This is a genomic window from Variovorax sp. SRS16 (genome assembly GCF_901827165.1).
In the GTDB taxonomy this organism is placed as follows: domain Bacteria; phylum Pseudomonadota; class Gammaproteobacteria; order Burkholderiales; family Burkholderiaceae_C; genus Variovorax.
On sequence record NZ_LR594666.1, the window covers coordinates 1 to 25,606 of the forward strand.

21 protein-coding genes are annotated in these 25,606 nt (G+C 67.5%); 7 read left to right on the forward strand and 14 right to left on the reverse strand.

Going from position 1 to position 25,606, the window contains the following annotated elements; genetic code table 11:
- The 6 genes from dnaA to E5P2_RS00030 form a co-directional block, all read left to right on the forward strand.
- The coding region (dnaA, locus tag E5P2_RS00005; RefSeq protein ID WP_162565136.1) for a chromosomal replication initiator protein DnaA at positions 1–1,380 on the forward strand (1,380 nt) is incomplete at its 5' end.
- Positions 1,381–1,647: 267 nt separating this feature from the next.
- Positions 1,648–2,754: a DNA polymerase III subunit beta gene (gene dnaN / locus E5P2_RS00010; protein ID WP_162565137.1), complete on the forward strand. Its 1,107-nt coding sequence runs from the start codon at positions 1,648–1,650 to the stop codon at positions 2,752–2,754.
- 143 nt (positions 2,755–2,897) lie between these two features.
- Positions 2,898–5,522, forward strand: coding sequence for a DNA topoisomerase (ATP-hydrolyzing) subunit B (gene gyrB, locus E5P2_RS00015; protein WP_162570284.1), 2,625 nt, complete (start codon positions 2,898–2,900; stop codon positions 5,520–5,522).
- Positions 5,523–5,840: 318 nt separating this feature from the next.
- Positions 5,841–6,335: a hypothetical protein gene (locus E5P2_RS00020; RefSeq protein ID WP_162565138.1), complete on the forward strand. Its 495-nt coding sequence runs from the start codon at positions 5,841–5,843 to the stop codon at positions 6,333–6,335.
- Positions 6,336–6,465: 130 nt separating this feature from the next.
- On the forward strand, positions 6,466–6,939 hold the full coding sequence (locus tag E5P2_RS00025) for a carboxypeptidase-like regulatory domain-containing protein (protein WP_162565139.1): 474 nt from the start codon (positions 6,466–6,468) through the stop codon (positions 6,937–6,939).
- 196 nt (positions 6,940–7,135) lie between these two features.
- The gene (locus tag E5P2_RS00030; protein ID WP_162565140.1) at positions 7,136–8,317 is read left to right on the forward strand and encodes a metallophosphoesterase; all 1,182 of its coding nucleotides are present in this window, start codon (positions 7,136–7,138) and stop codon (positions 8,315–8,317) included.
- Between the two features lie 32 nt (positions 8,318–8,349).
- On the opposite strand, the gene E5P2_RS00035 is transcribed toward E5P2_RS00030, so the two are convergent.
- The 11 genes from E5P2_RS00035 to E5P2_RS00085 form a co-directional block, all read right to left on the reverse strand.
- Positions 8,350–8,847, reverse strand: a complete 498-nt coding sequence (locus E5P2_RS00035) for a polyhydroxyalkanoate granule-associated phasin (RefSeq protein ID WP_162565141.1) — start codon at positions 8,845–8,847, stop codon at positions 8,350–8,352.
- A 109-nt stretch (positions 8,848–8,956) separates the two neighbouring features.
- A complete protein-coding gene (locus tag E5P2_RS00040) occupies positions 8,957–9,664 on the reverse strand; it encodes a TIGR03915 family putative DNA repair protein (RefSeq protein WP_162565142.1) in 708 nt (235 codons plus the stop codon).
- Between the two features lie 111 nt (positions 9,665–9,775).
- Positions 9,776–10,675, reverse strand: coding sequence for a lysylphosphatidylglycerol synthase transmembrane domain-containing protein (locus E5P2_RS00045; protein WP_232080529.1), 900 nt, complete (start codon positions 10,673–10,675; stop codon positions 9,776–9,778).
- Between the two features lie 128 nt (positions 10,676–10,803).
- Positions 10,804–12,033 carry a cardiolipin synthase ClsB gene (gene clsB, locus E5P2_RS00050; protein WP_162565144.1) on the reverse strand — a complete coding sequence of 410 codons (1,230 nt, stop codon included), beginning with the start codon at positions 12,031–12,033 and terminating at the stop codon, positions 10,804–10,806.
- Between the two features lie 13 nt (positions 12,034–12,046).
- Positions 12,047–12,829, reverse strand: a complete 783-nt coding sequence (locus E5P2_RS00055; RefSeq protein WP_162565145.1) for an endonuclease/exonuclease/phosphatase family protein — start codon at positions 12,827–12,829, stop codon at positions 12,047–12,049.
- 139 nt (positions 12,830–12,968) lie between these two features.
- Entirely contained in the window at positions 12,969–13,532 is a 564-nt protein-coding gene (locus tag E5P2_RS00060; RefSeq protein ID WP_162565146.1) for a Spy/CpxP family protein refolding chaperone, read from the reverse strand.
- 209 nt (positions 13,533–13,741) lie between these two features.
- On the reverse strand, positions 13,742–14,638 hold the full coding sequence (locus E5P2_RS00065) for a pirin family protein (RefSeq protein ID WP_162565147.1): 897 nt from the start codon (positions 14,636–14,638) through the stop codon (positions 13,742–13,744).
- A 120-nt stretch (positions 14,639–14,758) separates the two neighbouring features.
- The gene (locus tag E5P2_RS00070) at positions 14,759–16,045 is read right to left on the reverse strand and encodes a biosynthetic peptidoglycan transglycosylase (RefSeq protein ID WP_232080530.1); all 1,287 of its coding nucleotides are present in this window, start codon (positions 16,043–16,045) and stop codon (positions 14,759–14,761) included.
- Positions 16,046–16,049: 4 nt separating this feature from the next.
- The gene (locus E5P2_RS00075) at positions 16,050–16,622 is read right to left on the reverse strand and encodes a hypothetical protein (protein WP_162565148.1); all 573 of its coding nucleotides are present in this window, start codon (positions 16,620–16,622) and stop codon (positions 16,050–16,052) included.
- Positions 16,603–17,535, reverse strand: a complete 933-nt coding sequence (gene xrtQ / locus E5P2_RS00080) for an exosortase Q (protein ID WP_162565149.1) — start codon at positions 17,533–17,535, stop codon at positions 16,603–16,605. Before xrtQ ends, E5P2_RS00075 begins: the two co-directional genes overlap by 20 nt.
- A 10-nt stretch (positions 17,536–17,545) precedes the next feature.
- The gene (locus E5P2_RS00085; RefSeq protein ID WP_162565150.1) at positions 17,546–19,624 is read right to left on the reverse strand and encodes a VIT and vWA domain-containing protein; all 2,079 of its coding nucleotides are present in this window, start codon (positions 19,622–19,624) and stop codon (positions 17,546–17,548) included.
- A 159-nt stretch (positions 19,625–19,783) separates the two neighbouring features.
- On the opposite strand from E5P2_RS00085, the gene E5P2_RS00090 reads away from it, so the two are divergent.
- Positions 19,784–22,240, forward strand: a complete 2,457-nt coding sequence (locus E5P2_RS00090) for a penicillin-binding protein 1A (RefSeq protein ID WP_162565151.1) — start codon at positions 19,784–19,786, stop codon at positions 22,238–22,240.
- Here the strand turns inward: E5P2_RS00090 and creC are convergent.
- Genes creC through E5P2_RS00105 form a run of 3 tightly spaced genes read right to left on the reverse strand, consistent with a single transcriptional unit; the run spans position 22,233 to position 25,567 of the window.
- The gene (gene creC, locus E5P2_RS00095) at positions 22,233–23,672 is read right to left on the reverse strand and encodes a two-component system sensor histidine kinase CreC (RefSeq protein ID WP_162565152.1); all 1,440 of its coding nucleotides are present in this window, start codon (positions 23,670–23,672) and stop codon (positions 22,233–22,235) included. The genes E5P2_RS00090 and creC overlap by 8 nt on opposite strands.
- A gap of 25 nt (positions 23,673–23,697) precedes the next feature.
- Entirely contained in the window at positions 23,698–24,456 is a 759-nt protein-coding gene (gene creB, locus E5P2_RS00100; protein ID WP_162565153.1) for a two-component system response regulator CreB, read from the reverse strand.
- A gap of 58 nt (positions 24,457–24,514) precedes the next feature.
- On the reverse strand, positions 24,515–25,567 hold the full coding sequence (locus E5P2_RS00105) for a cupin-like domain-containing protein (protein ID WP_162565154.1): 1,053 nt from the start codon (positions 25,565–25,567) through the stop codon (positions 24,515–24,517).
- Between the last annotated feature and the right edge of the window lie 39 nt (positions 25,568–25,606).

Genomic DNA, 25,606 nt, shown 5'->3' on the forward strand with positions numbered 1-25,606 from the left:
ATGCCGAGTGACAGCATCGGTGACAGCCTCTGGCAGGCTTGCGTCGATCAGCTCGCGCAGGAACTGTCCGAACAGCAGTTCAATACCTGGATCAAACCCCTGACGGCGCGGGTCGCGGACGACCTGTCCCGCGTCACGGTGTTCGTCGCCAACCGCTTCAAGCTCGACTGGATCCGGGCCCAGTACGCCGGCAAGATCGCATCGATGGCCGAGAAGCTCTATGGCCAGCCGGTAATCATCGAGTTAGCGCTCGCTCCTCGTGAAGTGGTTACCAGGCCTACCTCACTGGCCGTGGTGTCGGAAACCGACGTGCCGCGCGACATGGCAGGCCCGGGTGAGGATCCGGCCGCGGCCAGCTTCAAGAACCGGCTGAATTCGGGCCTGACTTTCGACACCCTGGTCGAAGGCACCGCCAACCGCATGGCGCGCGCTGCAGCCATGCATGTGGCAGGCATGCCCGGCCATCTCTACAACCCGTTGTTCATCTATGGCGGCGTCGGTCTGGGCAAGACCCACCTGATGCATGCGGTGGGCAACCGCCTGCTGTCGGAGCGGTCCGAAGCCAAAGTTCTCTACATCCATGCCGAGCAATTCGTTTCGGATGTGGTCAAAGCCTATCAGCGCAAGACTTTCGACGAATTCAAGGAACGTTATCACTCGCTCGATCTGCTGCTGATCGACGATGTCCAGTTCTTCGCCAACAAGGACCGTACGCAGGAAGAGTTCTTCAATGCGTTCGAAGCCCTGCTCGCCAAGAAGTCGCACATCGTCATGACGAGCGACACCTATCCCAAGGGCCTGGCCGACATCCACGAGCGGCTGGTGTCGCGCTTCGATTCCGGCCTGACGGTCGCGATCGAACCCCCCGAGCTCGAGATGCGCGTCGCGATCCTGATCAACAAGGCCCGCGTCGAAAGCGTCGAGATGCCCGAGGAGGTGGCCTTCTTCGTGGCGAAGAACGTGCGCTCCAACGTGCGCGAGCTCGAAGGCGCGCTGCGCAAGATCCTTGCGTACTCGCGCTTCAACCAGAAGGACATCTCGATCGCGCTCGCGCGCGAAGCACTGCGCGACCTGCTCTCGATCCAGAACCGGCAGATCTCGGTCGAGAACATCCAGAAGACGGTGGCCGACTACTACAAGATCAAGGTCGCCGACATGTACTCGAAGAAACGTCCGGCTTCGATTGCACGACCGCGCCAGATCGCCATGTACCTGGCCAAGGAGCTGACCCAGAAAAGCCTGCCCGAGATCGGCGAGCTCTTCGGTGGCCGCGACCACACCACCGTGCTGCACGCCGTGCGCAAGATCTCGGGCGAGCGCCAGCAGCTCACCGAACTCAACCAGCAGTTGCACGTGCTCGAACAGACGCTCAAGGGCTGACGAATGACTGTCATCGCAGATTCACATCAGCCTGTCAAAGGACAACTCTGGGGACAGTTCCGGCACAAGAAGGACCTTGTCCACAGCCGCGGCGTGAAGGCCGAAGTTGTGCGCCTCGGCGCGACAGCACCGAAGCACGGCTGCGCACAGCCGGCCGGCTGCAGCAACTCCCTGTCACGAAAGCGGAAAATCGCCCTGTCCACAGCAGGGGGCGTCCCTTATCTACTACTACTAAGTTGAATTAAAGAAATAAGGAAGAGGTAAGACATGATCGTATTGAAGGCAACTCAAGACAAAGTCCTTGCAGCGCTGCAGTCGGTGGCAGGGATCGTGGAACGGCGCCATACGCTGCCGATCCTGGCCAATGTGCTCATCCGCAAGACCGGCGGCCAGCTGCAGCTCACCACGAGCGACCTCGAAATCCAGATCCGTACCCAGGCCGAGCTCGGCGGCGACGAGGGCAGCTTCACGACCACCGTGGGTGCTCGCAAGCTCATCGACATTCTGCGCACGATGCCGTCCGACCAGACCGTGAGCCTCGAGTCGAGCGCGAACAAGCTGGTGCTAAAGGGCGGCAAGAGCCGCTTCACGCTGCAGTCGCTGCCGGCCGAGGACTTTCCGCTGGTGCAGGAGTCGGCCAATTTCGGCCCGGTTTTCAGCGTGCCGCAAAAGACGCTCAAGGACCTGCTCAGCCAGGTCTCGTTCGCGATGGCAGTGCACGACATCCGCTACTACCTCAACGGCATCCTGTTCGTCGCCGAAGGCAAGCAGCTGAGCCTGGTGGCCACCGACGGCCATCGCCTGGCTTTTGCTTCTGCAACGCTCGACGTCGAAGTGCCGCGCCAGGAAGTCATCCTGCCGCGCAAGACCGTGCTCGAGATGCAGCGCCTGCTGTCGGACGCCGAAGGCGCGATCGAAATGCAGTTCGCGAACAACCAGGCCAAGTTCAGCTTCGGTGGCATGGAGTTCGTCACCAAGCTGGTCGAAGGCAAGTTTCCAGACTACAACCGCGTGATTCCCAAGAACCACAAGAACAGCGTAACGCTGGGCCGCGCGCCGTTGCTGGCGAGCCTTCAGCGCACAGCAATCCTGACCAGCGAGAAGTTCAAGGGCGTGCGGCTCAACATCGAGCCCGGCACCTTGCGCATCGCGTCCAACAACGCCGAGCAGGAAGAAGCGCAGGACGAACTCGACATCGACTACGGCGGCGATGCGATCGAGATCGGCTTCAACGTGACCTACCTGATCGATGCGCTCGCCAACATGGGCCAGGAAATGGTGAAGCTGGACCTGGCCGATTCCAACAGCTCGGTGCTGATGACAGTGCCCGAGAACGCGTCGTTCAAGTACGTCGTGATGCCAATGAGGATCTGAGCACACCCCCAGGCTTGCCCACTTCGTGTGGCCGCCCACCCCCTTGCAGGGGGCAATACCGGCGGACCGGCAGAGCCGGATCCGCGGTATTCCTGAAATGAAGAGAAGAAGCGCCGGTGGCCTGAGTCCCTGAGAGAAAGATCCTGATGAGTGAAGAAAACAAGCCGGAAGTGCCGCACACCGAGCCGGTCTACACGCCTGAAATCGACAACGCGATTCCGATCGAAGTGACACCGGCCGCGGACAATTCCTATGGTGAAGGCGCCATCACGATCCTCGAGGGCCTGGAGGCGGTGCGCAAGCGCCCGGGCATGTACATCGGCGACACCTCCGACGGCACCGGTCTGCATCACCTCGTGTTCGAAGTGGTCGACAACTCGATCGACGAGGCGCTCGCGGGTTATTGCGACGACATCGTGGTTACCATCCACACCGACAACTCGGTGTCCGTCACCGACAACGGCCGCGGCATCCCGACCGGCGTCAAGATGGACGACAAGCACGAGCCCAAGCGCTCGGCGTCCGAGATCGCGCTGACCGAGCTGCATGCAGGCGGCAAGTTCAACCAGAACAGCTACAAAGTCTCGGGCGGTCTGCACGGCGTCGGTGTGAGCTGCGTCAACGCGCTCAGCAAGATGCTGCGGCTCACCGTGCGCCGCGACGGCAAGGTGCATACGCTGGAGTTCAGCAAGGGCTTCGTGCAGAACCGCATCGTCGAGACCGTCAACGGCGTTGAAGTCTCGCCAATGAAGATCACCGGCGAGACCGAGAAGCGCGGCACCGAAGTGCACTTCCTTCCCGACGATGAGATCTTCAAGGAAAACGCAGATTTCCATTACGAGATCCTCAGCAAACGCCTGCGCGAGCTGAGCTTCCTCAACAACGGCGTGCGCATCCGCCTGCTCGACGAGCGCACCGGCAAGGAAGACGATTTTTCCGGTGCCGGTGGCGTCAAGGGCTTCGTCGAGTTCATCAACAAGGGCAAGACGGTTCTGCACCCGAACGTGTTCTACGCGACCGGCGAGCGGCCTGCCGATACCTACGGCGGCATTCCAGGCACGCACATCGGCGTCGAGGTCGCGATGCAGTGGAACAGCGGCTACAACGAGCAGGTGCTGTGCTTCACCAACAACATCCCGCAACGCGACGGCGGCACCCACCTGACCGGCCTGCGTGCCGCGATGACGCGCATCATCAACAAGTACATCGAAGAGAACGAGTTCGCCAAGAAGGCCAAGGTCGAGGTCACCGGCGACGACATGCGCGAAGGCCTGTGCTGCGTGCTGAGCGTGAAGGTGCCGGAGCCCAAGTTTTCGAGCCAGACCAAGGACAAGCTGGTGTCGAGCGAGGTGCGCGCGCCGGTCGAGGACATCGTCGGCCGCCTGCTCTCCGACTACCTGCAGGAACGCCCGAACGACGCCAAGATCATCTGCGGCAAGATCGTCGATGCGGCGCGCGCGCGCGAAGCCGCCCGCAAGGCGCGCGAAATGACGCGTCGCAAGGGCGTGCTCGACGGCATGGGCCTGCCCGGCAAGCTGGCCGATTGCCAGGAGAAGGATCCGGCGCTGTGCGAGGTCTACCTGGTGGAGGGTGACTCCGCCGGCGGCTCGGCCAAGCAGGGCCGCGACCGGAAGTTCCAGGCCATCCTGCCGCTGCGCGGCAAGATCCTCAACGTTGAGAAGGCGCGCTACGAGAAGCTGCTGACCAGCAACGAAATCCTGACCATGATCACCGCGCTCGGCACCGGCATCGGCCGCGCGGGCGCGACCAGCGCGGGCGGCGGCGCCGACGACTTCAATGTCGCCAAGCTGCGCTACCACCGCATCATCATCATGACCGACGCCGACGTCGACGGCGCCCACATCCGCACGCTGCTGCTGACCTTCTTCTATCGGCAGATGCCCGAACTGGTCGAGCGCGGCCACATCTACATCGCACAGCCGCCGCTCTACAAGGTGAAGGTCGGCAAGGAGGAGCAATACCTCAAGGACGGCCCGGCGCTCGATGCCTTCCTGCTCAAGGTCGCGCTCAAGGATGCCAGCGTCGAGACCGGTGGCGCGCAGCCGACCACGCTCAAGGGCGATGCCCTCGCCGAGCTCGCGCGCAAGCATCAGCTGGCCGAGGCCGTCATCGCGCGCCTGGGCGTGTTCCTCGATGCGGCGGCCTTGCGCGCGATCGCCGACGGCGTGTCGCTGGACCTCGAGACGACGGCAAGTGCCGAAGCCTCCGCGGTGGCCCTGCAGAACAAGCTGCGCGAACTCAACACCACCGGCGCGCCGGCCGAGGTCGCCAGCGAGTTCGACGTCCGCAGCGACAAGCCGCTGCTGCGCATCAGCCGCCGTCACCACGGCAACATCAAGAGCAGCGTGCTGACGCAGGACTTCGTGCACGGCGCCGACTATGCGGCGCTCGCCGAGGCGGCCAAGACCTTCCGCGATTTGCTGGGCGACGGTGCCGTGGTCAAGCGCGGCGAAGGCGAGCGCGCCAAAGAAGAGAAGGTCAACGACTTCCGCGAGGCGATGCGCTGGCTCATCGGACAGGCCGAGAACGCCACCTCGCGCCAGCGCTACAAGGGCCTGGGCGAGATGAACCCCGAGCAATTGTGGGAGACCACCATGGACCCCAACGTGCGGCGCCTGCTGCGCGTCCAGATCGACGACGCGATCGAGGCCGACCGCGTGTTCACGATGCTGATGGGCGACGAGGTCGAGCCGCGGCGGGAGTTCATCGAACAGAACGCGCTGCGGGCGGCGAATATCGACGTGTGAGCGCCGGCCCTCTGGCCGCCACCTCGAAAGCCAGCGACACCGCAACGCGAACTGCCGATCGCGTGCCTGCTTCTTTTCGTTCCTGATCCGATCCTGCTTCGAGGCCGGCTGCGGTTGTCGTGCCAGCGCATCGAGCCAACCGATGCTGGTTTTGGTCGGCGTTCACGACCTCGACATTCATGAAATAGTGCCGGCCCGATCGATCTCCGATCGTCGCGTCCACGCTCCCTCCGCGTAAACGCTATGTCGAGCCCGAGTCTTGCTAAGGAAAATTCCCGGCGATTCCCACGCCGTTTTCTTGACAAGGACAGCACCGAAATGAACCCGATCCGGTTTTGGCAACCCGTCGCCGCCTTGGCGTTCTTCGGTGCGATGGCGTCGGCGCATGCGCTGACCAATCCGCCGATCCGCGTGGCGCAAGGCGTTGAATACATGTGCGGCGGAAACGGCAGCGCCGAGGCAGCGTTCATGCAGACGGTCGAGCCGCGCTGGGCGGCAGCCCTCGAGTTTTCGGTGAGCCGCGCCAAACCGGGCCATGTCCCGGCCGGCGTGAAGGTGGTGGTGCGCGAGCGCTATTCGAACCGGCAGGTGATGGAAGCGTCGGCCGACGCGCCCTTCATGCTCGCCCGGCTCGAGCCCGGTGCCTACGAAGTCGAGGCGACGCTGGCCGGCGTGACGCTGGAGCAGCCGCTGACGGTGTTCAATGGCCAGTCGTCCAAGGCAGTCTTCGTCTGGCCGTCGAACATCGATTTCGCTGCCGCGACCGGGCTGCCGCGGACGGAGCAGCAAGCCGCTGCGCGCACCGGCGACTGAGCTGGCTCGGCGGCGGTTTCGGCGTCGAGGTACCCTCGAGCGCGCCGCAGAATTCAGGTTCGCCTAAGCCTTGCTGGGGATAGTGGCGCCGTGGAGTTCGCTTCACGCCAACTCGAGCAAGGACACAGCGATGAACACGATCCGGTTTTGGCGGCCCGCAGCCGCGCTTGCAATTGGCGGTGCGTCACTTTTCGGTGCGTTGGCCGCCCATGCGATCTACAACCCGCCGATTCACATGGCGAACGGCATCGAATACATGAGCGGCGGCATCGGCAGCGACGAGGCCGCGCTGATGAAGACGGTGTCGCCGCGCTGGCCGGCGACTTTCGAATTCGCCGTCAAGGACAGGAGCGACAAGAACGGCGGCGACTTCGCGGCCGGCATCTCGGTGACGGTGCGCGACGCGTCCGGCCACGAAGTGCTCAACCATGTTTCCGCGGACGGTCCCTTCATGGTCGCGCGGCTCGATCCGGGCCGCTACGAGGTCGAAGCAACGCTGGCCGGCCAGACGCTGAAGCAGGAGGTCGACGTCCACGCCGGGATGCCGGCCAGGACGCTCTTCGTCTGGCCCGCGGGCACGGACACCACCAGCGCGCATTCGTGACAGCTGGCGGCGTCGGCTGACGCAGCCACCGGACCAGGATCCTTCCGGATGCCTGGTCTACCCCGAGCGGATGGTCCTTGGCCTTGCGCCGCGTGCGGGAAAGAAAATGCCGACCGCGCCGTGGCACGGACCTTGAATAGAGTGGCGAACGCTCTCACATGGGCTGTCTGGGCTCTGCCCGTCTTCCAAGGCCTCGATGCCGCTCCGTCCGCTGACCCTTCTCATCGCTCTGCTGCATGTCTACGTCGGACTGCGGCTGCTGCCCGCGCTGCAGGCGTGGACGCTCGCCTGGCCGCTGCTGCTGGCGGCGCTGGTGGTGTCCGCGGCGACCATGCCGCTGCCCTTCATCGGTCGGCGTTCAGCACGCCGGCCGCTGCCGGATGTCTGGAAGTGGATCGGGCTCCTGAGCATGGGCTGGTTCTCCTCGATGTTCGTGCTCACGATCGTGCGCGACGCGGGGCTGCTGCTGGGCTGGCTGGCCACGCTCGTCGGCGGATGGGAGATCGATGGGCAGCCATGGCGCTCATGGAGCGCTGCCGCCGTGCCGCTTGCGGCGACCGTGATCTCGCTGATCGGCTTTCTCAACGCCCGGCGCACGGCCGGCGTGGTGCGGGTCGACGTGCCGATCCGCGACCTGCCACGGGCGCTGAGCGGCTTCACGATCGCGCAGCTGAGCGACATCCATGTCGGTCCGACGATCAAGCGCGGTTACATCCAGCGCATCGTCGAGGCGGTCAACGGCCTGGGAGCCGATATGGTCGCGATCACGGGTGACCTGGTCGACGGCACGGTGCACGAACTGCGCGACCATGTGGCGCCGCTCGCGAGCCTGCGCGCCCGGCACGGCACCTTCGTGGTCACCGGCAACCATGAGTACTACGCCGGTGCGCATGCCTGGGTCGACGAATTGCGCCGGCTCGGCATGCGCGTGCTGATGAACGAGCACGTGGTCCTGCAGACGCGCAACACCACCGGCGCGCAGACCGAGGAAGAAGAACTCGAGAGTGCGCTCGTGGTGGCGGGCGTCACCGACTACACCGCGGTGCATTTCGATGCCGCACATGCGAGCGACCCGCAGGGCGCGCTGTACGGCGCGCCGCCGCTGGTGCACACGCGGCTGCTGCTGGCACATCAGCCGCGCAGCGCCCCGGCCGCGGCCGATGCGGGTTTCCACCTGCAGCTGTCGGGCCACACGCACGGCGGGCAGTTCTTTCCGTGGAACCTGTTCGTGCCCTTGCAGCAGCCCTTCACGGCGGGTCTGCACAAGCTGCGTGAGATGTGGGTCTACACCAGCCGCGGCACCGGCTACTGGGGGCCGCCCAAGCGTTTCGGCGCACCGTCCGAAATCACCTTGCTGCGCCTGGTGCAGGCCGTCTGAGGCAGGCCGCAGCCTCGCGCGAGCTGTCTCACTCAGGCTTGCGCGCTCAGCCTGCGCGCGTTGGACGTCGCCTTCGCATGGATGGGTTTCAGCCCGCGCTGGACGATGCGTGCGCTGGCGCTGGACAGCTGACTGGCCGTGGCGGCCGAGCGTGCCGCGGCGCTGCCGAGTGTCCTGGCATGTGTGACGGCCTGCTCGGTATCGGTACTGGTGATGAGCGCGAGGAGCGCGGCCGCGCCGATCAGCCATTGCTGCAAGGCACGCTGCACCAGCGCGAACTGGGTGGTGTGCAGCTGGTTCGCCATCGCCGCGCCGGATTCGGTGGCGGCCGCCAGCTTTTCCTGCCCCATCAGCTGGAACTCCGCCAGATCGGCCGCGCTCGGCGCGAGGCCGGCCTGTGCGATGCGCTCGGTCCGCATCCGGATCACCGAGCCGGAAGACAGCAGCATCTCGTGGGTCTTGAGACCGACGTCGGCCCACAGCATGAGCGGGTTGAAGAAGCGAGGGGAGGATGACAGGCTGGGCGACATGACCTCACTATAGGCCTTTGCATGGCGAATTGCTGCACTGCAGCATGAATTTGGTGGTGGCGTCCTACTTGCGAGGATCGACCGGCAGATGCAGCGGCGCCCGTCTCCGTCATGGACTCCGCGCGTGCGTGGCGAGCCCCGGCCGGGTCGGATCGAAGACGCTGTGGTAGTGCATGAGCCACAGGGCCTCGCCGGCATCCGGCGCTGGTGCCTGGTCGCGCCGGACGCCGGGTCCGAACTCGATCTCCTCGCCGCGGCCTCGCACGCTGCGTTCGGGCGTGAAGAGAGCCCAGCGTCGGTGCATGAAACGGCGCGCGAAGAAGGGCGACACCGCCTCGACGACATGGTGGACCGGCTCGAACCATGCGGCGTTCAAGGGGCCCCCGTCGTCATCCTCCTCGATGGTGCAGAAGCGAACGAAGGCCTTCATCCGGTGCATGTCGCGCCGCACGGCCTGCGCCATGTGCTGCGCGTGCAGCCGTTCCGCGTCGAGCGGTGCATGGCCGAGGGCGGGTTCGTGCACCAGACGCCAGAGCAGTCGGTACAGCAGCGCGAAGCGCGCAGGATCCTCATGAAGGACGACGGTCTCGCACAGCGACACGAAGGAACGCGGCACCACCAGGTTCATGCTGCCGCGCGCGGATTCGGCAGCGTGGCCGCGTGCAGCCGGCCGGGTGCATAGATCGGATGCGATCACCGATGGCGTGTGCCAGCTCACCGCTTCAGGCGGCACCAGCCGGGCGAGCAGCCCGCGAGCTTCCTGGCGAAAGCCGGGCCAGTCGGTCTCGCTCGCGAGCATGACGGTGTGCTGCAACATGCCGCCAAGTTAGGACGCGGCGCGATCGCATGTTGTAGGCGGTCAGGTGGAAAACAGAGAGGCCTCGACCGGCGTGCGCGGCCGCCGCATGTCAGCGGGTAGGTGATGGCGCTACGCCGCGGCGGCGGCGAGTTTCCTCGCGTTGGCTTCCATCGCGAGGTAGAGCAGCGTGGCCACCGCGAGCGGCGCCCAGTAGTAGACCGCGCGGTACATCAGCACGGCGGCGATCAGCGTGGTGTTCGACAGCGGCGGCGCCAGCAGCGCGACGAAGACGCCCTCCAGCACGCCGAGTCCGGCCGGCACGCGCGACAGCAGGCCGGCGACGGCGCCGGTCAGCAGCACGCTCAGCGCCGTCGGGTAGCCGACCTTGTCCTGCAACAGTACATCCATGATCGCGCCCATGACCGCCCAGTTGGCGATCGAGATCACCAGCTGGATGCCCGCGAGGCGCAGGCCGGGCAGGCCGATCTCGTGGCCGGCCACGGTCCACTCGCGCCGGCGCGAGAAGGCGCACAGCGCGAGATAGCCCAGTGCCACCGCGACCAGTGCCCCGCCGAGCGCCTGCAGTGCGCCGACGCCGATATGCCAGTCCGCGGGCAGCGCGAGCGGCCACCAGAGGAAAGCCAGCCCCGCCAGCAGGAAGTAGCCGAGCCAGTTGGTCAGCATGCTGGTGCCGACGACGCGCGTGATGGTGGCGGCTTCAAGCCCCAGCCGCGAATACAGCCGCGCCCGCATCCCGACCGCGCCGACCAGGGTGCCCAGGTTGAGATTGAAGGCATAGCTCACGAAGGTGATGCCCATCACCGTCGGCGCGCGCAGCGCGTGGCCGGTGTAGCGGCGCCCGACCAGATCGAAGCTGCTGTAGATCAGGTGGCTCGCGGCGCTCAGCGTGGCAGCGGTCAGCAGTACGGCGGACGGATAGGCGCCGATCGCATCGAACACCTCGCGCCACTCGATGGCCCGCGCCTGGACGATGAGCAGCGCGGCGACGAAGAGCAGGAAGCCGCTCACGACAACGCGCTTGGCCCAGGGCCACCAAGCTTTGGGCTCACCCCCAGGCTTGCCCACTTCGTGTGGCTGCCAACCCCTTTGCAGGGGGCAACACCGGCGGGCCGGCGGAGCCGGTTCCGCGGTGTTCTTCATGCTGCGTCCGTCTGCGTGGCGCCGCTGCCGGGCTCGGGCGGCGCCTCGAGCGGCTTCAGCCGCGGCGCATGGCGCGGCAGCCAGCTGGCCCAGCGCGGATACCAGCGCAGCAGGTGGAAGATGAAGAAACTGCGCACCAGGCGCCAGCCGCTCCATTCCGTCAGCTCCGATGTCTGCACCTGCTTGCAGCCGTGGCGCATGAGCTCGTTCAGCCGCCCCGCGAGCACGTGGTTGAAATCCTTGTCCCGCACAATGACGTTCGATTCGAGATTGAGCGACAGGCTCAGCGGGTCGAGATTGCTCGAACCGACGGTGCTCCATCGATCGTCGACCACGGCGACCTTGCCGTGCAGCGGGCGCTCGCAGTATTCGTAGATGTGCACGCCGGCATGCAGCAGGTGGTGATAAAGCATGCTGGCCGCGACCTTGACGATCGGCATGTCCGGCTCGCCCTGCAGGATCAGCCGCACGTCGACGCCGCGGCGCGCGGCCCGCCGCATCTCCTTGATGAGCCGATAGCCCGGAAAGAAGTAGGCGTTGGCAATGATGATGCGGTGACGCGCCGTGCGGATCGCGGCGCGATAGTGGCGTTCGATGTCGTTCGTGTGGCGGCGGTTGTCGCGCGTCACGAACTGCACGTCGGCGGTGCCGGTGGGCGCGCGCTCTTCGTGGCGCGCCGCCTTGAGGCGGCGGCGGAACCAGCCCGGGCCCTTGCCGCCGACCGCGATCGCATGCAGCACGAAGCGATGGATCTCCGACACGATCGGGCCGGTGAGCTCGACCGCATAGTCCTGCTTGGCCTTGGGCCCGAAGTCCATCAGATGGTCGGCCGAGAAGTTGATGCCGCCCACGAAGGCGCGCAGGCCATCGATCACCACCAGCTTGCGGTGCATGCGCCGAAAGAGATTGAGGCGCTGGCCGAACAGGCGCGAGCCGGGATCGAAGACGCGCACCTTGACGCCGGCCGAGGTCAGGCCTTCGATGAAGGCCGGCGACAGGTCGGGCGAGCCGAAGCCGTCGATCATGAGGTCGACCTTGACGCCGCGCAGCGCAGCCGAGCGCAGCGCGGCATGCAACTGTTCGCCGACCTTGTCTTCGAGCAGGATGAAGGTCTCGACGATCACCTCGCGCTCCGCCGCGCGGATCATCTCGAACACGCGCGGATAGAAGGCTTCGCCGTTCTCCAGCAACTCGAGGTGGTTGCCGGCGACCCAGTTGTTGCTCATGGGAGGCGCCCGTTCACAGTTCGATCTCCGCCACCAGCGGCGCGTGGTCCGACAGGTGCGACCAAGGCTTGCGCGGCAGCACGATGGGCGCATGCACGCCGGCGTTGCGCACGTAGATGCGGTCCAGCGCGAGCAGCGGAAAGCGCGCCGGAAAGGTCTTGGCCGCACTGCCGTTGGCATGCACGAACACCTCGCGCAGCGAGGCGCCCTCGGCAAGGATCTCGTGGGCCCGGGCGCGCCAGTCGTTGAAGTCGCCGGCGACCACCAGCGGCGCATCGTCGGGCACCTCGTCGCGCACGATGTGGCACAGCAGCTCCAGCTGCTGCTGGCGGTGCGTTTCGGCCAGCCCCAGGTGCACGCAGACTACATGCACGTCGATCGGCCGCCCGGGCAGGCGCAGCACGCAATGCAGCAGGCCGCGCTTTTCCGGACCGGTGATCGACACGTCGTGGTTGCGGAAATGGACGATGGGGAATTTCGACAGCACCGCGTTGCCGTGGTGACCCTTCGGATAGACCGCGTTGCGCCCATAGGCGAACTGCGGCCACATGGTGTCGGCCAGGAATTCGTAGTGCGGCGCCTCGGGCCAGTTGTCGACCTTGCGCGAATGGCGCGAATGCGTGCCGAGCACTTCCTGCAGGAACACCACGTCGGCGCCCACGGTGCGCACCGCATCCCGCAGCTCGGGCAGGATGAACCTGCGGTTCAGCGCCGTGAAGCCCTTGTGGGTGTTCACGGTCATGACCTTCAGGGAAGTGGGCGTGGCTGTCGCAACGGCCGCAGGGGAGAGAGACATCAGGTGTTCGGTTGTAAGCCGCCGCTCGCCGCCCGGCTGTAGGAACGCGCCACCTTCTTCATACTTCCAAAGTCAAAGGCCCGCAGCGCGTGATCGCTGCGGGCCTTTCTTTTCCGTGACGCCGGCAGGCGTCATGGACTCAACCCTTGGCGTGGGCCGGCGCTTCGTTGCCGGCATGGCCCATGTGGCCCATATGGCCGCCGCGGCCGTGGCCGGCGAAATGCATCGCCTCGACGTCGAAGATCTTCTGCTGCACCGGCGAGAGGGCGGCGTAGAAGTTGCGCGTGGCTTCGGCACGCTTGGCGAACATCGCGCTGCGCTCGGCCTGGCGCGCCTGGATGCGGTCGAGGCGCTGCGGCGTCGTCAGCTTGGCGAACTCGGCGCGATCGAAGCGGGCCGCGCCGGCGGGCCGGGCAGGCGGCTGCTGCGCGGCCGTGAAGCTCTGCCAGGCGCTTTCCTGGGCGGGCGTGATCTGGAGCACCAGCTTGAGATCGGCCATCCGCTTGGCGCGATGCGCCTGCATGCGTTCCATGCGCTGGGCCGGGTCCATGTGCCTGTGCTGCGCCGCGGGCCCGGCGTGAGACTGCGTTTCGGCGGCGGGCACGCCGGGCGCCGAGGGCGCCTGCGCGAACGCACCGGCCGAGCAGAAGGTGGCGGACGCCAGCAAGCCGGCGAGGAGGAGGTTTTTGCGAGAAGAGATCATGACAGTGCTTCCTTTCGAAGAAGCCTGCCACCGAGGGGCAGCAGGTGAGGGCAAGTGTGGCCGGGCTCTGTAACGCGGCCGTGAGGACAGCGTTAGCGCGCGTAAAGATAGATGAACCCGGCAGCGCGGCGTCAGGCTTCAGGCAGAGGTGCGCGGTATCGCGTAGTCCTCGCAAGCTTCCGGTGGCCGCGGCGCGGCGCCGGTGGGTTCTAGCCGAGCTTGCCGTTCTGGAAGTCGTGCATCGCCTGCGTCACCTGCTCGCGGGTGTTCATCACGAAGGGACCGTATTGCGCGATCGGTTCATGCAGGGGCCTGCCCGCGATCAGCAGCGCGCGCGCCGAGCTGTGATTGGAAGCAGGCGCATGCAGCAGCACACCGTCGCTGTCGGCCGCGTTGGCGAGGATGGCCATGCGCTTGGTCGGAATCTCGCTGCCGGCGATGTAGAGCGACTCCCGAAACACATAGACCAGCGCATTGTGGTTGGCCGCCAGCGGCTGCGCGAACTCGGCGCCCGGCGGCAGCGTGATGTCCAGGTAGAGCGGCTCGGTGTGCTCGCGCTGCACCGCGCCGGCGATGCCGTGGCTCTGGCCGGCGATCACGCGCACGTGCACGCCGGCCGGCGTGGTGAATTCGGGGATCTCCGCGCTCTGGATGTCCCGATACCAGGGCTTGCGCATCTTGTCCTTGGCCGGCAGGTTGAGCCAGAGCTGGAAGCCTTCCATCAGGCCTTCTTCCTGCTCGGGCAGCTCGCTGTGGACCAGGCCGCGGCCGGCGGTCATCCATTGCACGCCGCCGTTTTCCAGCAGGCCTTCGTGGCCGGCGCTGTCGCGATGGCGCATGCGGCCGGCGATCATGTAGGTCACGGTTTCGAAGCCGCGGTGCGGATGGCTCGGAAAGCCGCCGATGTAGTCGCCCGGGTTGTCGCTGCCGAAGGCGTCGAGCATGAGGTAGGGGTCGAGCCGCTGCTGCAGGGTCTGGTGCAGCACGCGCGTGAGCTTGACGCCGTCACCGTCGCTGGTCGAGACGCCGGCCACGATCTGGTCGATGCCGCGCGGTGCGGCCAGGGCGGCGGGTTCGACGGCGTGGGGATGGTGTGCGGTGGTCATGCGGCCATGGTGGCACGGACGGGACGACCGCGTTGTGCGTGGGGCGACCGGCACAAGGCGCGAAGGATCGGCGCCGGGCGGCGAGGCCGGCTGATCGACCACGCCTGGACGAAGATCTCGTCAGGGCGGCGGCGCGAAGTGCGCGTTGGCGACGCCGCGCAGCAGCGCTTCGCGCTGGCCATGGGTGATGCCGCGAACGCCCTCGGCCACCCACTTGGCACGCGCGGCATCGATCTGGCCGCTCTGCTGCCACTTCTCGAGCGCGGCGCCCGGGTTGCGCAGCATCGCCGCCAGCCACACCGCCTGCGCCGGCTCGAGGTTGCGCGCGCTGCGCTTGAAATAGCGGCGCGCGGCCGGCTCGGCGCCGCACAGGTCCGGGCCCCAGGGCGCGTTGTCGAGGTAGAGCTGCAGGATGCGCGCCTTGCCCAGCGTCTGTTCCATCTCGACCGCATAGAGCAGTTCGCGCAGCTTGCGCGCGGCGCTGCGCTCGCTGCCGGTCACCAGCAGCTTGGCGAGCTGCTGCGTGAGCGTGCTGCCGCCGCGCTCGGCCTGTTCGCCTTTCTGGTTGCTCTCCATCGAGGCCGTGAGTTCGGTCAGGTCGTAGCCCGGGTGGGTGAAGAAGCGCTGGTCCTCGGCCGCGATCACGGCGCGCGCGAGCCAGCTGTCGCTGGCCAGGCGGCTGGGTGCGCCGCAGCTGCTGCGCGCACCGAGCATCGCCTCGGTGCCCAGTCCCTCGACGGTGAACTGCGAGATGCGCGGCTGCATCGCGAAGGTGCCGGCCGGCAGCGCGACCTGCGCATGCAGTGCCAGCGTGCCGCCGATGCGTGCGCGCTGCAGCTCCGGCAGTTCGGGCGCGAGCACCGCGTACCACTGCGTGATCGGCGCGTCGGCGGCATCGATGCTGAGCTGCAGGTTCTTCTGCGAGAGCCGACCGTTCCAGCGCGCGTGAAGCACTTTGTCGGTGGTGCCGGATGCAGCACCGGCCGGCAGCGCGCCCGGCGTGGCTTCCAGCGTGCCGCTCAGCGAGCCGGCATCGCGGCGGGCCGTGATGCGCAGGTTGTCGACCCGGATCGGCGCCGGCCCGAGCGCGGGCACGGTGGCGCTGCAGGGCGCGCAGTCCATCTCGAGCGTGTTGGTGGGTTCGTCCCATCCGAAGCGCATCGGTCCGAAGCCGGTGTCGAGGGTGCGGCCTGCGATCCAGGGCGCGAACCAGGACGAGGTGGCCAGCCGAATCGCCGTCGGCACGCCGACGTCGAGCGTCAGCGGCCCGGTCTTGATGCGGGTCGGCCATTCGTCCTGGCCCGGCGCCAGCGCCAGCTTCACGATCAGGAAGGCGGCGACCGCGGCCGTCAGGATCACGGCCAGCAAGGCATACAACAGATAACGCAGCGCTTTGTTCAAAATCACTCTCTCACTCGATCCGCCGGGCGAGGGTCACGGCCTGCCACGGCCCCTGGGACTGTCCGCCGACGGCCGACCAGTACCAGGCTGAAGTGTCGGTGAAAGCACGGCCTTCGGCGTCGACGATGCGCTCGCAGACACGCAACTTCGACGTGCCGCGGCGCTCGGCGTCGAAACAACGCCACAGACGGGCCCCGGCATCGCGTTCCAGCCGCACCTGCGCGATCCGAAAACCGAGCGCGCGGTAGCAGTCGGCGGCCGGATGCAGCATGCGGGTCGGCGTGTTGACCTGGCGCAGCACGAACATGCGTTCGCCGTCGGTCATGCGCGCGATGGCGCCGGGGAAGCGGTCGGCGAAGCGCTGCTCGACCTCGCCGAGCGCCAGCGGGCGCAGCCGCACGCCGTCCCATTCGCTCGGCCACTCGTGAAAGGGCGCGATCGCCATGGGCGCCGGAGACGACCGCAATGCGCAGGCGGCCGACCATGCGAGGCAGGCCAGCATGACGATGGCGAACGCCGCCTTGTGGGCGATGCGGTTGACGAAGCGGTTCGCGAACCAGCGGTCAAAGAGCGGTATCGACACGGCGGCCTCCGTCGGTGGTGATCAGGCCCGGGATGGTGGGGGCCAGGCGGTGTTCGCGGGGCTTGGGTGCGCGCGCCATCACCCAGGCGATGCCGGCGCACACCAGCGCCAGCAGCGCGAGGCCGAGCGCTTCGTGCAGCGCGGGTGCCAGCGCATGGCCCGCGCCCTCGAAGCCGATCAGCAGGCTGTTGCGCACGATGTTGCCGGCCATCACCAGGAGGCCCACGGCCGGCAGCCGGGCCAGGAAGCCGCGGTCGTCGCGCCGCGCCCAGAGCGCGACCACACAGGCCGTGAAGTAGCCGAGCCAGACCATCTGCACGCCGGAGCAGGGCGCATCGACGATCACCAGGTGGCCATCAACCACCAGGCTGCTGCCTTCACGCGCGACGTCGAACAAGGGCGCCAGCAACCAGCGGCTGGCCTCGGCCGTCACGATGCGCAGCGGATAGCCCGCATAGAACTGCAGCGATGACAACAACGGCAATGCGAGCACCGACAGGCCCGCGACCGGCAGCGCGGCAATGCGCCGCGGCAGGAAGGCGATGAGGCCGCACGCGAGCGCGAGCACGGCCAGCAGCCCGGCCGCGAGCGGCGGCAGCGCCGGCAAGGCGCCCGCGCCGGTGCGCAACACGGTCGCGGCGAGCGTGCCGCCGGTGGCGCATGCCAGCCAGCCGAGCCGCGGCGCCGGACGCAGGTCGCGCCGCAGCGACCAGGCCAGCACGGCCAGCGCTGCGAGCGCCAGCAGGCCGAGCGGATCGTCGGAGCCGTCGCCGAGGCGCGTGGCCATCCAGAGCCAGGTCGGCATCAGCGCCGCGGCCTGCAGTGCCAGCCACCCCGAGGCCGGCGCGCGGTCGAGCTGGATGCCGCGGTCGAAGACGCGGGGGTGGGTGCTTGCGAGAACAGCGAGTGACATGCCGGTTCCTTCAAGCGGTGAAACGACGCGGGTCATGGCGGCGCGCTCTGCGGCGCAGCATGGCGAGCATCGACAGCACCACCGCGATCGCGCCCAGCGTTTCGGGCTCGGGCGTGCTCGGCACTTCGGCGCCGAGGGTCTGGCCGAGCGCGGATTCTTCGACGCCCTTGGGCAGCGGCTGCGGCTGGTCGACGCCCACGCTGTACTGCGGCGCTGGATTGCGCACCACCTTGTCGATCGCGATGAAGCTGGTGTACTGCGTCAGCAGCCCATAGCGCAGGCCGAGCTCGGTGATGCGCTGCTTGAACGCGTCGCCGCCTTCCAGCGCTTCCTGGTCGCTCAGGCTCGCGATGCGATGGCGCGCCCAGAGGCTGCGCAGCGCGGCCGCATCGCGGCGCGTCGGGCCGTCGATCTTCAACACCTGGCGGTACGGCCCGCTGGCGCTGCGGCCTTCGATCACGACGCTGCCGCGGGCTTCGCCGCGCCACTTGCCGAACACGATCACCGGTCGCTCGCCGAGCACGTCGGGCAGCGTTTCGGGTTCCACGTCGTAAACGTCGAGGCCCTCGAAGCGCGCCTTCACGTCGGTCAGCACGGGCGACTCGACCATGCGCCGAAAGCGCGCCGCCTGCTCCGGCGCCTGCAGCGGGTCGGTGATGATGAAAGGCTCGCCCATGCCGGCGCGCGCCAGGCCTTCCATCAGCATCCGGTTGACCGAGGAGCCGATGCCGAAGGCGAACAGGTTGGCCTTGGAGAGGTTCTGCCGCACCAGCGCGAAAGCTTCGCGCTCGACCGTCACATAGCCGTCGGTCACGACCACGATGCTGCGCGAGATGCCTTCGGGCTTGGGCTCCGCATAGGCGCGCCTGAGCGCCGGGATCAGCTCGGTGCTGCCGCTGCCGCTGTAGTTCTGGATCGTCGCGAGGGCCTGCGCGATGTTGGCGCGCGTCGCGGGCACCGAGTGCGGCGAGAGCATGCGGTTGCTGCCCGAGAACAACAGCACGTTGAAGGTGTCGCTGGGGCGGAGGCCGCCGATCAGCCGCTCCAGCATCACCTTGGCGGTGTCGAGCGGAAAGCCGTGCATCGAGCCCGAGATATCGACCACGAAGATGTAGTCGCGCGGCGAGATGGCGCTGGCGGCCACCGATTTCGGCGGCTCGACCATCGCGAGGAAGAAATTCTCCGCACCCTCGCCGCCGCTGCCGCCCTGGCCCTTGTAGAGCATCAGGCCCGATTCGATCTGCTCGCCCGCGAGGCGGTAGTCGAGCACGAAGTCGCGGTTGTTCGCAGGCTCGCCGCCAGCAGCGAGCGTGATGTCCGCATGCCGGTCCTCGTCGCGCTTCGCGACCTCGATCGCATGCGTGAGCGAGCGCACTTCGCGGATGCCGAGCGGCGTGTCGAGCACGACCTTCAGCTGGAAGGCCGTGCTCGGCGCCACGCCCGCGTGCAGCGTCGGCTGCGCGACCCACTTCGCATCCCGGTTCTCCGACCGCGGGCTGTTGTAGCGCGGCCCGACCACGGTCGGGAACACGAACTGGTAGTTGCCGGCCTGCGGCACCAGCAGCTCGGTGTAGCGCAGCTCGACCCGCACGTCATCGCCCGGCAGGATGTTGGCCACGTTCATCTGGAACACGTTGGGCAGATGCTGCTCGAGCAGTGCAGCGGTCTTGCCTTCCTTCTTCGCGCTGTCGTAGTCGATGCGGGCTTGCTGCTTCTCGCGGATCTGCGCGGTGATCAGGCGATCGCCGAGCCGCACATTGAGGCCGCCGACCGCGGCCCGCGGGGAGCCCGGGAACACGTACCTCGCTTCGATCGGTCGCTGCCCTTCGTTGCGATAGGTCTGCGTGACCGTGACGTCGGCGATCACGCCCGAGATCTTCACGTCGACCTGCGTGGCCTTGAGCGGCAGGCGGTCGACCGTCGGATCGTCGCTCTGGACGAAGAAGTACGGGCTCTCGGTCTTCAGGCGCGGCCCGGGCGCCTCCTGGGCCTGCACCGGTCGCGCGATGAGCACTGCGCAGCAGGCGCTCGCGAGGCTCAGCGTGGCGAGCCAGAGCCAGCGGCCGGGTCGGGGTGTGATGGCTTCCATGACGATGGTCCTTGTCCCTCGGGGGATGGTCGTGCGACGGTGCACGGGGACCAATGTCGGAGCCGGCGGAGAAGACAGTGGGAAGCCTGTTTGAACCAATCGGCCGCAAGCCGAGTCTTCTGTGAAGTCTGTGTGAAGTGAAGCGGCAAGGGACTTCACATGCGCTGCGGGTGGTGCAGCCACCATCGCAGCTCCCGATCGACGAGAGCGAGAACCACCGTGCCCCACATCGAAAGAGATTCCGACCCGCGCCGACCGCGCGACACCGCTCGCCCGCGTCCGGGTTGGCACACCTGGCTGCAGCGCCTCGCGCTGGTGGGCGCGGCCGGCCTGGCCTCGGTGCTGCTGGCCGGTGGCGTCGCGGTGGCGTTGGTCTATCGGAATCTGCCCGACGTCTCGGCGCTGTCGGACTACCAGCCCAAGCTGCCGCTGCGCGTGTTCTCGTCCGACGGCGTCCTGATCGGCGAATTCGGCGAGGAGCGGCGCGAGCTGATGCCGATCGCGCGCATTCCCAAGCAGATGAAGGAAGCCGTGCTCGCGGTGGAGGACGCGCGCTTCTACGACCACGGCGGCATCGACTACAAGGGGCTGGTGCGCGCGGTGCTCGCGAACATGAAGCGCGGCAAGAGCCAGGGCGCCTCCACCATCACGATGCAGGTGGCGCGCAATGTCTACCTGAGTTCCGAGCAGACCTACACCCGCAAGTTCTACGAGGTGCTGCTCGCCTTTCGGCTGGAACACCAGCTAAGCAAGGACCAGATCCTCGAGATCTACCTGAACCAGATCTACCTCGGCAACCGCGCCTACGGCTTCGCGGCCGCCTCCGAGACCTATTTCGGCAAGCCGCTGTCGGACATCACGCTCGCGCAGGCGGCGATGCTGGCGGGCCTGCCGAAGGCGCCGGGCACCAACAACCCGATCAACAACCCCGAGCGCGCGCACACCCGGCAGCTCTACGTGATCGATCGCATGCAGGAGGCCGGCTTCATCACGGCTGCCGAGGCGGACGCGGCGCGCAAGGAACCGCTGCAGCTGCGACAGGCGGCCGACCCGACCCGCCTGCATGCCGAGTACGTGGCCGAGACGGTGCGCCAGCTGATGTACGCGCAGTATGGCGACAGCATCTACACGCGCGGCTTCAAGGTCACGACCTCGCTGGTGGCGGCTGATCAGGCGGCGGCGTACAAGGCGCTGCGCAACGGCATCATGAACTACGAACGTCGCCAGCCCTGGCGCGGCCCGCGCAGCTTCGTCGACCTGCCGGACGATCCCGCGTCGCTCGACGACGCGGTCGACGACGCGCTGGCCGATCAGCCGGATGTCGGCGACGTGCTGTCGGCCGTGGTGCTGTCGGCTGGCCCGAAAGAGGTACGTGCCGTGCGCGGCAACGGCGATACGCTGAGCATCACCGGCGAAGGCCTCGGCCTGGTGCGCGCCGCGCTGTCGGACCGGGCCGCGCCCAACCTCAAGGTCCGCCGCGGCGCGGTGATCCGCGTGGCGAAGACGCCGAAGGACAGCTGGGAGATCACGCAGCTGCCCGAGGTCGAAGGCGCGCTGGTCGCGATGGATCCGAAGAGCGGCGACGTCAAGGCGCTGGTGGGCGGCTTCGATTACAGCCAGAACAAGTTCAACCACGTGACGCAGGCGTGGCGCCAGCCGGGCTCGAGCTTCAAGCCCTTCATCTACTCGGCGGCGCTCGAGAAAGGCTTCGCGACGACCACCATCGTCAACGATGCGCCGCTGTTCTTCGATGCCGCCACCACCGGCGGCCAGCCGTGGGAGCCGAAGGACTACGAAGGCACCTTCGAAGGGCCGATGACCTTGCGCCAGGGGCTGCAGAAGTCGAAGAACCTGGTGACCATCCGCGTGCTGCAGTCGATCGGCACGCACTACGCGCAGGACTGGATCACGAACTTCGGCTTCGACCGCGACAAGCACCCGGCCTACCTGCCGATGGCGCTCGGCGCCGGCTCGGTCACGCCGATGCAGATGGCCTCGGCCTATTCGGTGTTCGCCAATGGCGGCTATCGCATCGCACCACGCCTGGTGACGCGCATCACCGACCGCGACGACAAGGTGCTGGTCGAGACCGAGCCGCCGAAGCTCGACGAGAGCCGGCGCGCGATTTCGCCGCGCAATGCCTTCATCATGGACAACCTGCTGCAGAGCGTGGTGCGCGGCGGCACCGGCTACAAGGCCTACCAGGCGCTCAGGCGCGATGACCTGTACGGCAAGACGGGCACGACCAACGATTCGATCGATACCTGGTTCGCGGGCTTCCAACCCAGCATGGTCGCGATCGCATGGATGGGCTACGACGCGCCGCGCAAGCTCGGCGACCGCGAGAGCGGCGGCAGCCTGAGCCTGCCGATCTGGATCGACTACATGCGCGCGGTGCTCAAGGACGTGCCGGTGGCCGCGCCGGCGCCGCCGCCGGCCGATGTGGTGAAGGTCGACGGCGAGTGGTACTACGACGACTACACGCCGGGCCACGATGTTGCCAGCCTGGGCGTCGACGAAGGGCCGACGCCGCCCGCCGAGCAGCTGGCCGGCGCGCCCGTGAGCCCGATGCCGGCGCCCGAGGAGCGCAGCCGCATCCTCGACCTTTTCAAGTGAGCGGCAACGTGAGCGTGGCGAGCGCGCCGCCGCGCGGTGCGTTCGCCAGCTCGACGCGGCCGCGATGCAGCGTGGCGATCTCCTTCACGAAGGCCAGGCCGAGCCCGGTGCTTTTCTTCTGCGTGTGCGGGCGCGCGAGCGAATAGAACTTCTCGAACACCTTGTCCTTCGCATAATCCGGAATGCCCTTGCCGTGATCGCGCACGGTGATGCGCGCGACGCGCGAGGTGCTGCGCAGCGCGAGCACGACCTCGCTGCCCGAGGGCGAGAAGTCGATCGCGTTGTCGAGCAGGTTGCTGACGGCGCGCCGCAGCAGGAACGGGTCGCCTTCGGTGGAGGCGGGCGCATCGATCGACACCAGCACGCGCACCTCGCGCGCCGCGGCCGCGGCCTGCGCGCTGGCGGCCACCTCCTCGAGCAGCGGCACCAGCGCGACGGTCTGCGTGCGCTCCAGTGCGCGCCGCGTCTCGAGCGCGGTGAGTTCCATCATGCGGTCGACGATCTCCTGGATGCGCAGCGTCTCGTGCGCGATGTTGGCCAGGAAGCGCTCGCGTTCGGCCTGCGGCATCGAGGGTTCCTGGATCAGCTCGGCCGCGCCGCGGATCGCCGACAGCGGGCTCTTGATCTCGTGCGTGAAGGTCTGGACGTAGTCGGCCACGTAGTTGCGGCCGGTCAGTGCATCGCGCAGTTCGCGGGCGCCGCTGCGCAGCGTGTCGACGGCGCGGCGCGCCATGCGCCAGAGGCTGAGGCTGCCCTGCGCGTGCTGGCTGCGGATCCAGGCCAGGTAGTCGGAGATCAGGCCGAAGGGCCGCACCAGCCAGACCGAGACGATGATCGCCAGCACCATCAGCGCGAGGCCCGAGCCGGCGCCGACCCACAGCGTGCGCGCGCGCGCGTCCTCGACGAACTGGCCGAAGCTGCGCACCGGCTTGCCGACGGTGACCTCGCCGACGATCTCGTTGTTCCAGCGCACCGGCGCGCCGACGTACATCACCGAGGTCAGCGGGTCGCCCTCGATGTCGCGCGTGGTGCGCGCGCCGTAGACGCCGGCCAGCGAGCGGTTGACATCGCTCCACTGCGAGTAGTCGGCGCCGGTGTGGCGGCCGAGCGAGTCGAACAGCACGCGACCGTTGCGGTCGGTGACGTACATGCGCAGCTCGACGCGGCGCTTGTGCAGGTTGTAGATCTGGGCCGAGAACTCGCGCGCGTAGACCGAACGGAACAGCGGCTCGAGCCGTGCCGGGTTGATCGCGCCGGCGATCACGTCCTGTTCGACCAGGCTGGCCATCAGCTGCGAGATCTCGACCAGCGATTCCTCGGCCGACTCGCGGTAGCGCGGATCGATGTCGGCGACGACGCGGTACAGCAGAAAGGCAATGCCCGCGGTGTAGATCAGCAGGATGCCGATGAAAATTCGAGTTCTTCGGCTCACTCCCGAGCTCCGCGCACTTCGGTGTTCACGGCGTGGGAGGGAGGTCTTCATTGAGCGCATAGCCGGTGCCGCGCAGCGTGCGGATCGGCTCGACCTCGGGCGCGATGGCCTTGAGCTTGGCGCGCAGCGTCTTGATGTGGGCGTCCACCGTGCGGTCGAAGCTGTCGCTGGCCTCGTCCCAGACGCGCTGCAGCAGCTCGTCGCGCGTGAAGACGCGGCCGGGCCGTTGCACCATCAGGCGCAGCAGGCCGTATTCGTAGCGCGAGAGCTCGAGCAGCCGGCCGTAGTAGCGGATCTGCATGCGTTCGTTGTCGACCGCGAAGGGCGTTGCCGGCGCCATGGACGGCGCCGGTGCGGCGGCCGCCGCGCTCGCGGGGCCATTGCCGGCTGCTGCGCGCCCGCTGCGCCGCAGGATGGTGCGCACCCGCGCCACCAGTTCGCGCGGCGAGAAGGGCTTGGCGACGTAGTCGTCGGCGCCGAGTTCGAGCCCCACCACGCGGTCGATCTCGTCGCTGCGCGCAGTGAGGAACAGCATCGGCACGTCCGCGCCGCCGGCCTCGCGCATGAGGATCTGCAGGCGCTTGAAGAGTTCGAAGCCGTTCATGTCGGGCAGGCCGACATCGAGGATCGCGAGCGCCGGTGGTTCGGCGATGAACTGCGCGATGGCCTCCGCGGCGGTCGCGCACCAGACGGGCTCGAAGCCGTCGGTGCGCAGCACGTACTGCAGGGTGTCCGCGATGCCGGACTCGTCTTCGGCGATCAGGATGCGGGGAAGGGGCGGCATGGTCCGCATGGTAGCGGGCCGCGCCATGTCCGGGCGCCGGCTTCGCGGCGCGTCCCGCTCAGGCGGTCGGGATCCGGATGTTCAGCTGCCGGCGCGAAGGCTCGGGCGCGACGTCCGCGGAAGCCGGCGTGATGACGCGCGGCAGGACCAGCGTGCGTGCCAGCTTCGGTGATCGGGCCTGGAACGATTCGACGGCCGTGAGAGCCTTGCCCAGCACGCGCAGATAGCCGGTCAGCAGCTGGAGCCGGAACGCGGGCATCTTCTCGCGTTCGGCCTGCGCCACGTCGGCGATGAAGCCGTCCCAGTTCGAGGCGTCGAGCATGTTGGTGCACACCGAGATCGAGGTCGACAGCGCGCGCGCCGCATGCCACCACTGGGCGGGCACGAAGATCATGTCGCCGGGCTTGAGCACGGTGCGGTATTGCGTGGCCTTGGCCAGCAGCGGGTAGCGATCCAGGTCCATCAGGGTCGGATCGTCGACCATCGAGTGGTTCGGGAAGAACTTCTTCGGATAGAGGTACTGCCCGTCCTCGGGCGCGAACATCACGAATTCCTTGTCGCCGTAGATCTGCGTGATGGCGGCGTGCGCGTTCTCGCCGTCGAAGTGCATCACCGGGAACTTGCTGCCGACACCGCCCACGAGCAGCTTGAGGTAGCCGTCGGGCCGGCGCCATTTCTCGGGCATCAGCGGACTGGCATAGCGGCGCGGAAAACAGAACTTGTTCTGCGGGATCACGTCGGGCAGCAACTCGGGCAGCACTTCGTGCAGGAAGGACCGGTACATGTACGGGCCGGGCGCTTCGGGCGTGGAGGCCACGACCTCGTCGATGAACTGGTCGAAGGGCATGTCGCGGCCGTAGCCGATGGCGACCGGCTTGCTGCCGAAGCGTTGTTTGAAATGCGCCGGTGTCCAGCTGCGCATGGCGGCCCATTGCGGCGCCACATTGGAGATCACCACCGGCCGGCACGGGTGCATGTAACGGGCCAGGAAGTCCTCGTAACTCAGGTGCGTGCCGTCCACCCGTTCGATCGGTCGCCACTCGGCCGGGACGCGCCCGCCGGTCGGCGCGGCAACGGTCGCCCTGTCGGTGGCCTCTGTTTGCAAATGCATACAAAGATATTACAAAGAACACCGGGCTTTCGCAACCCG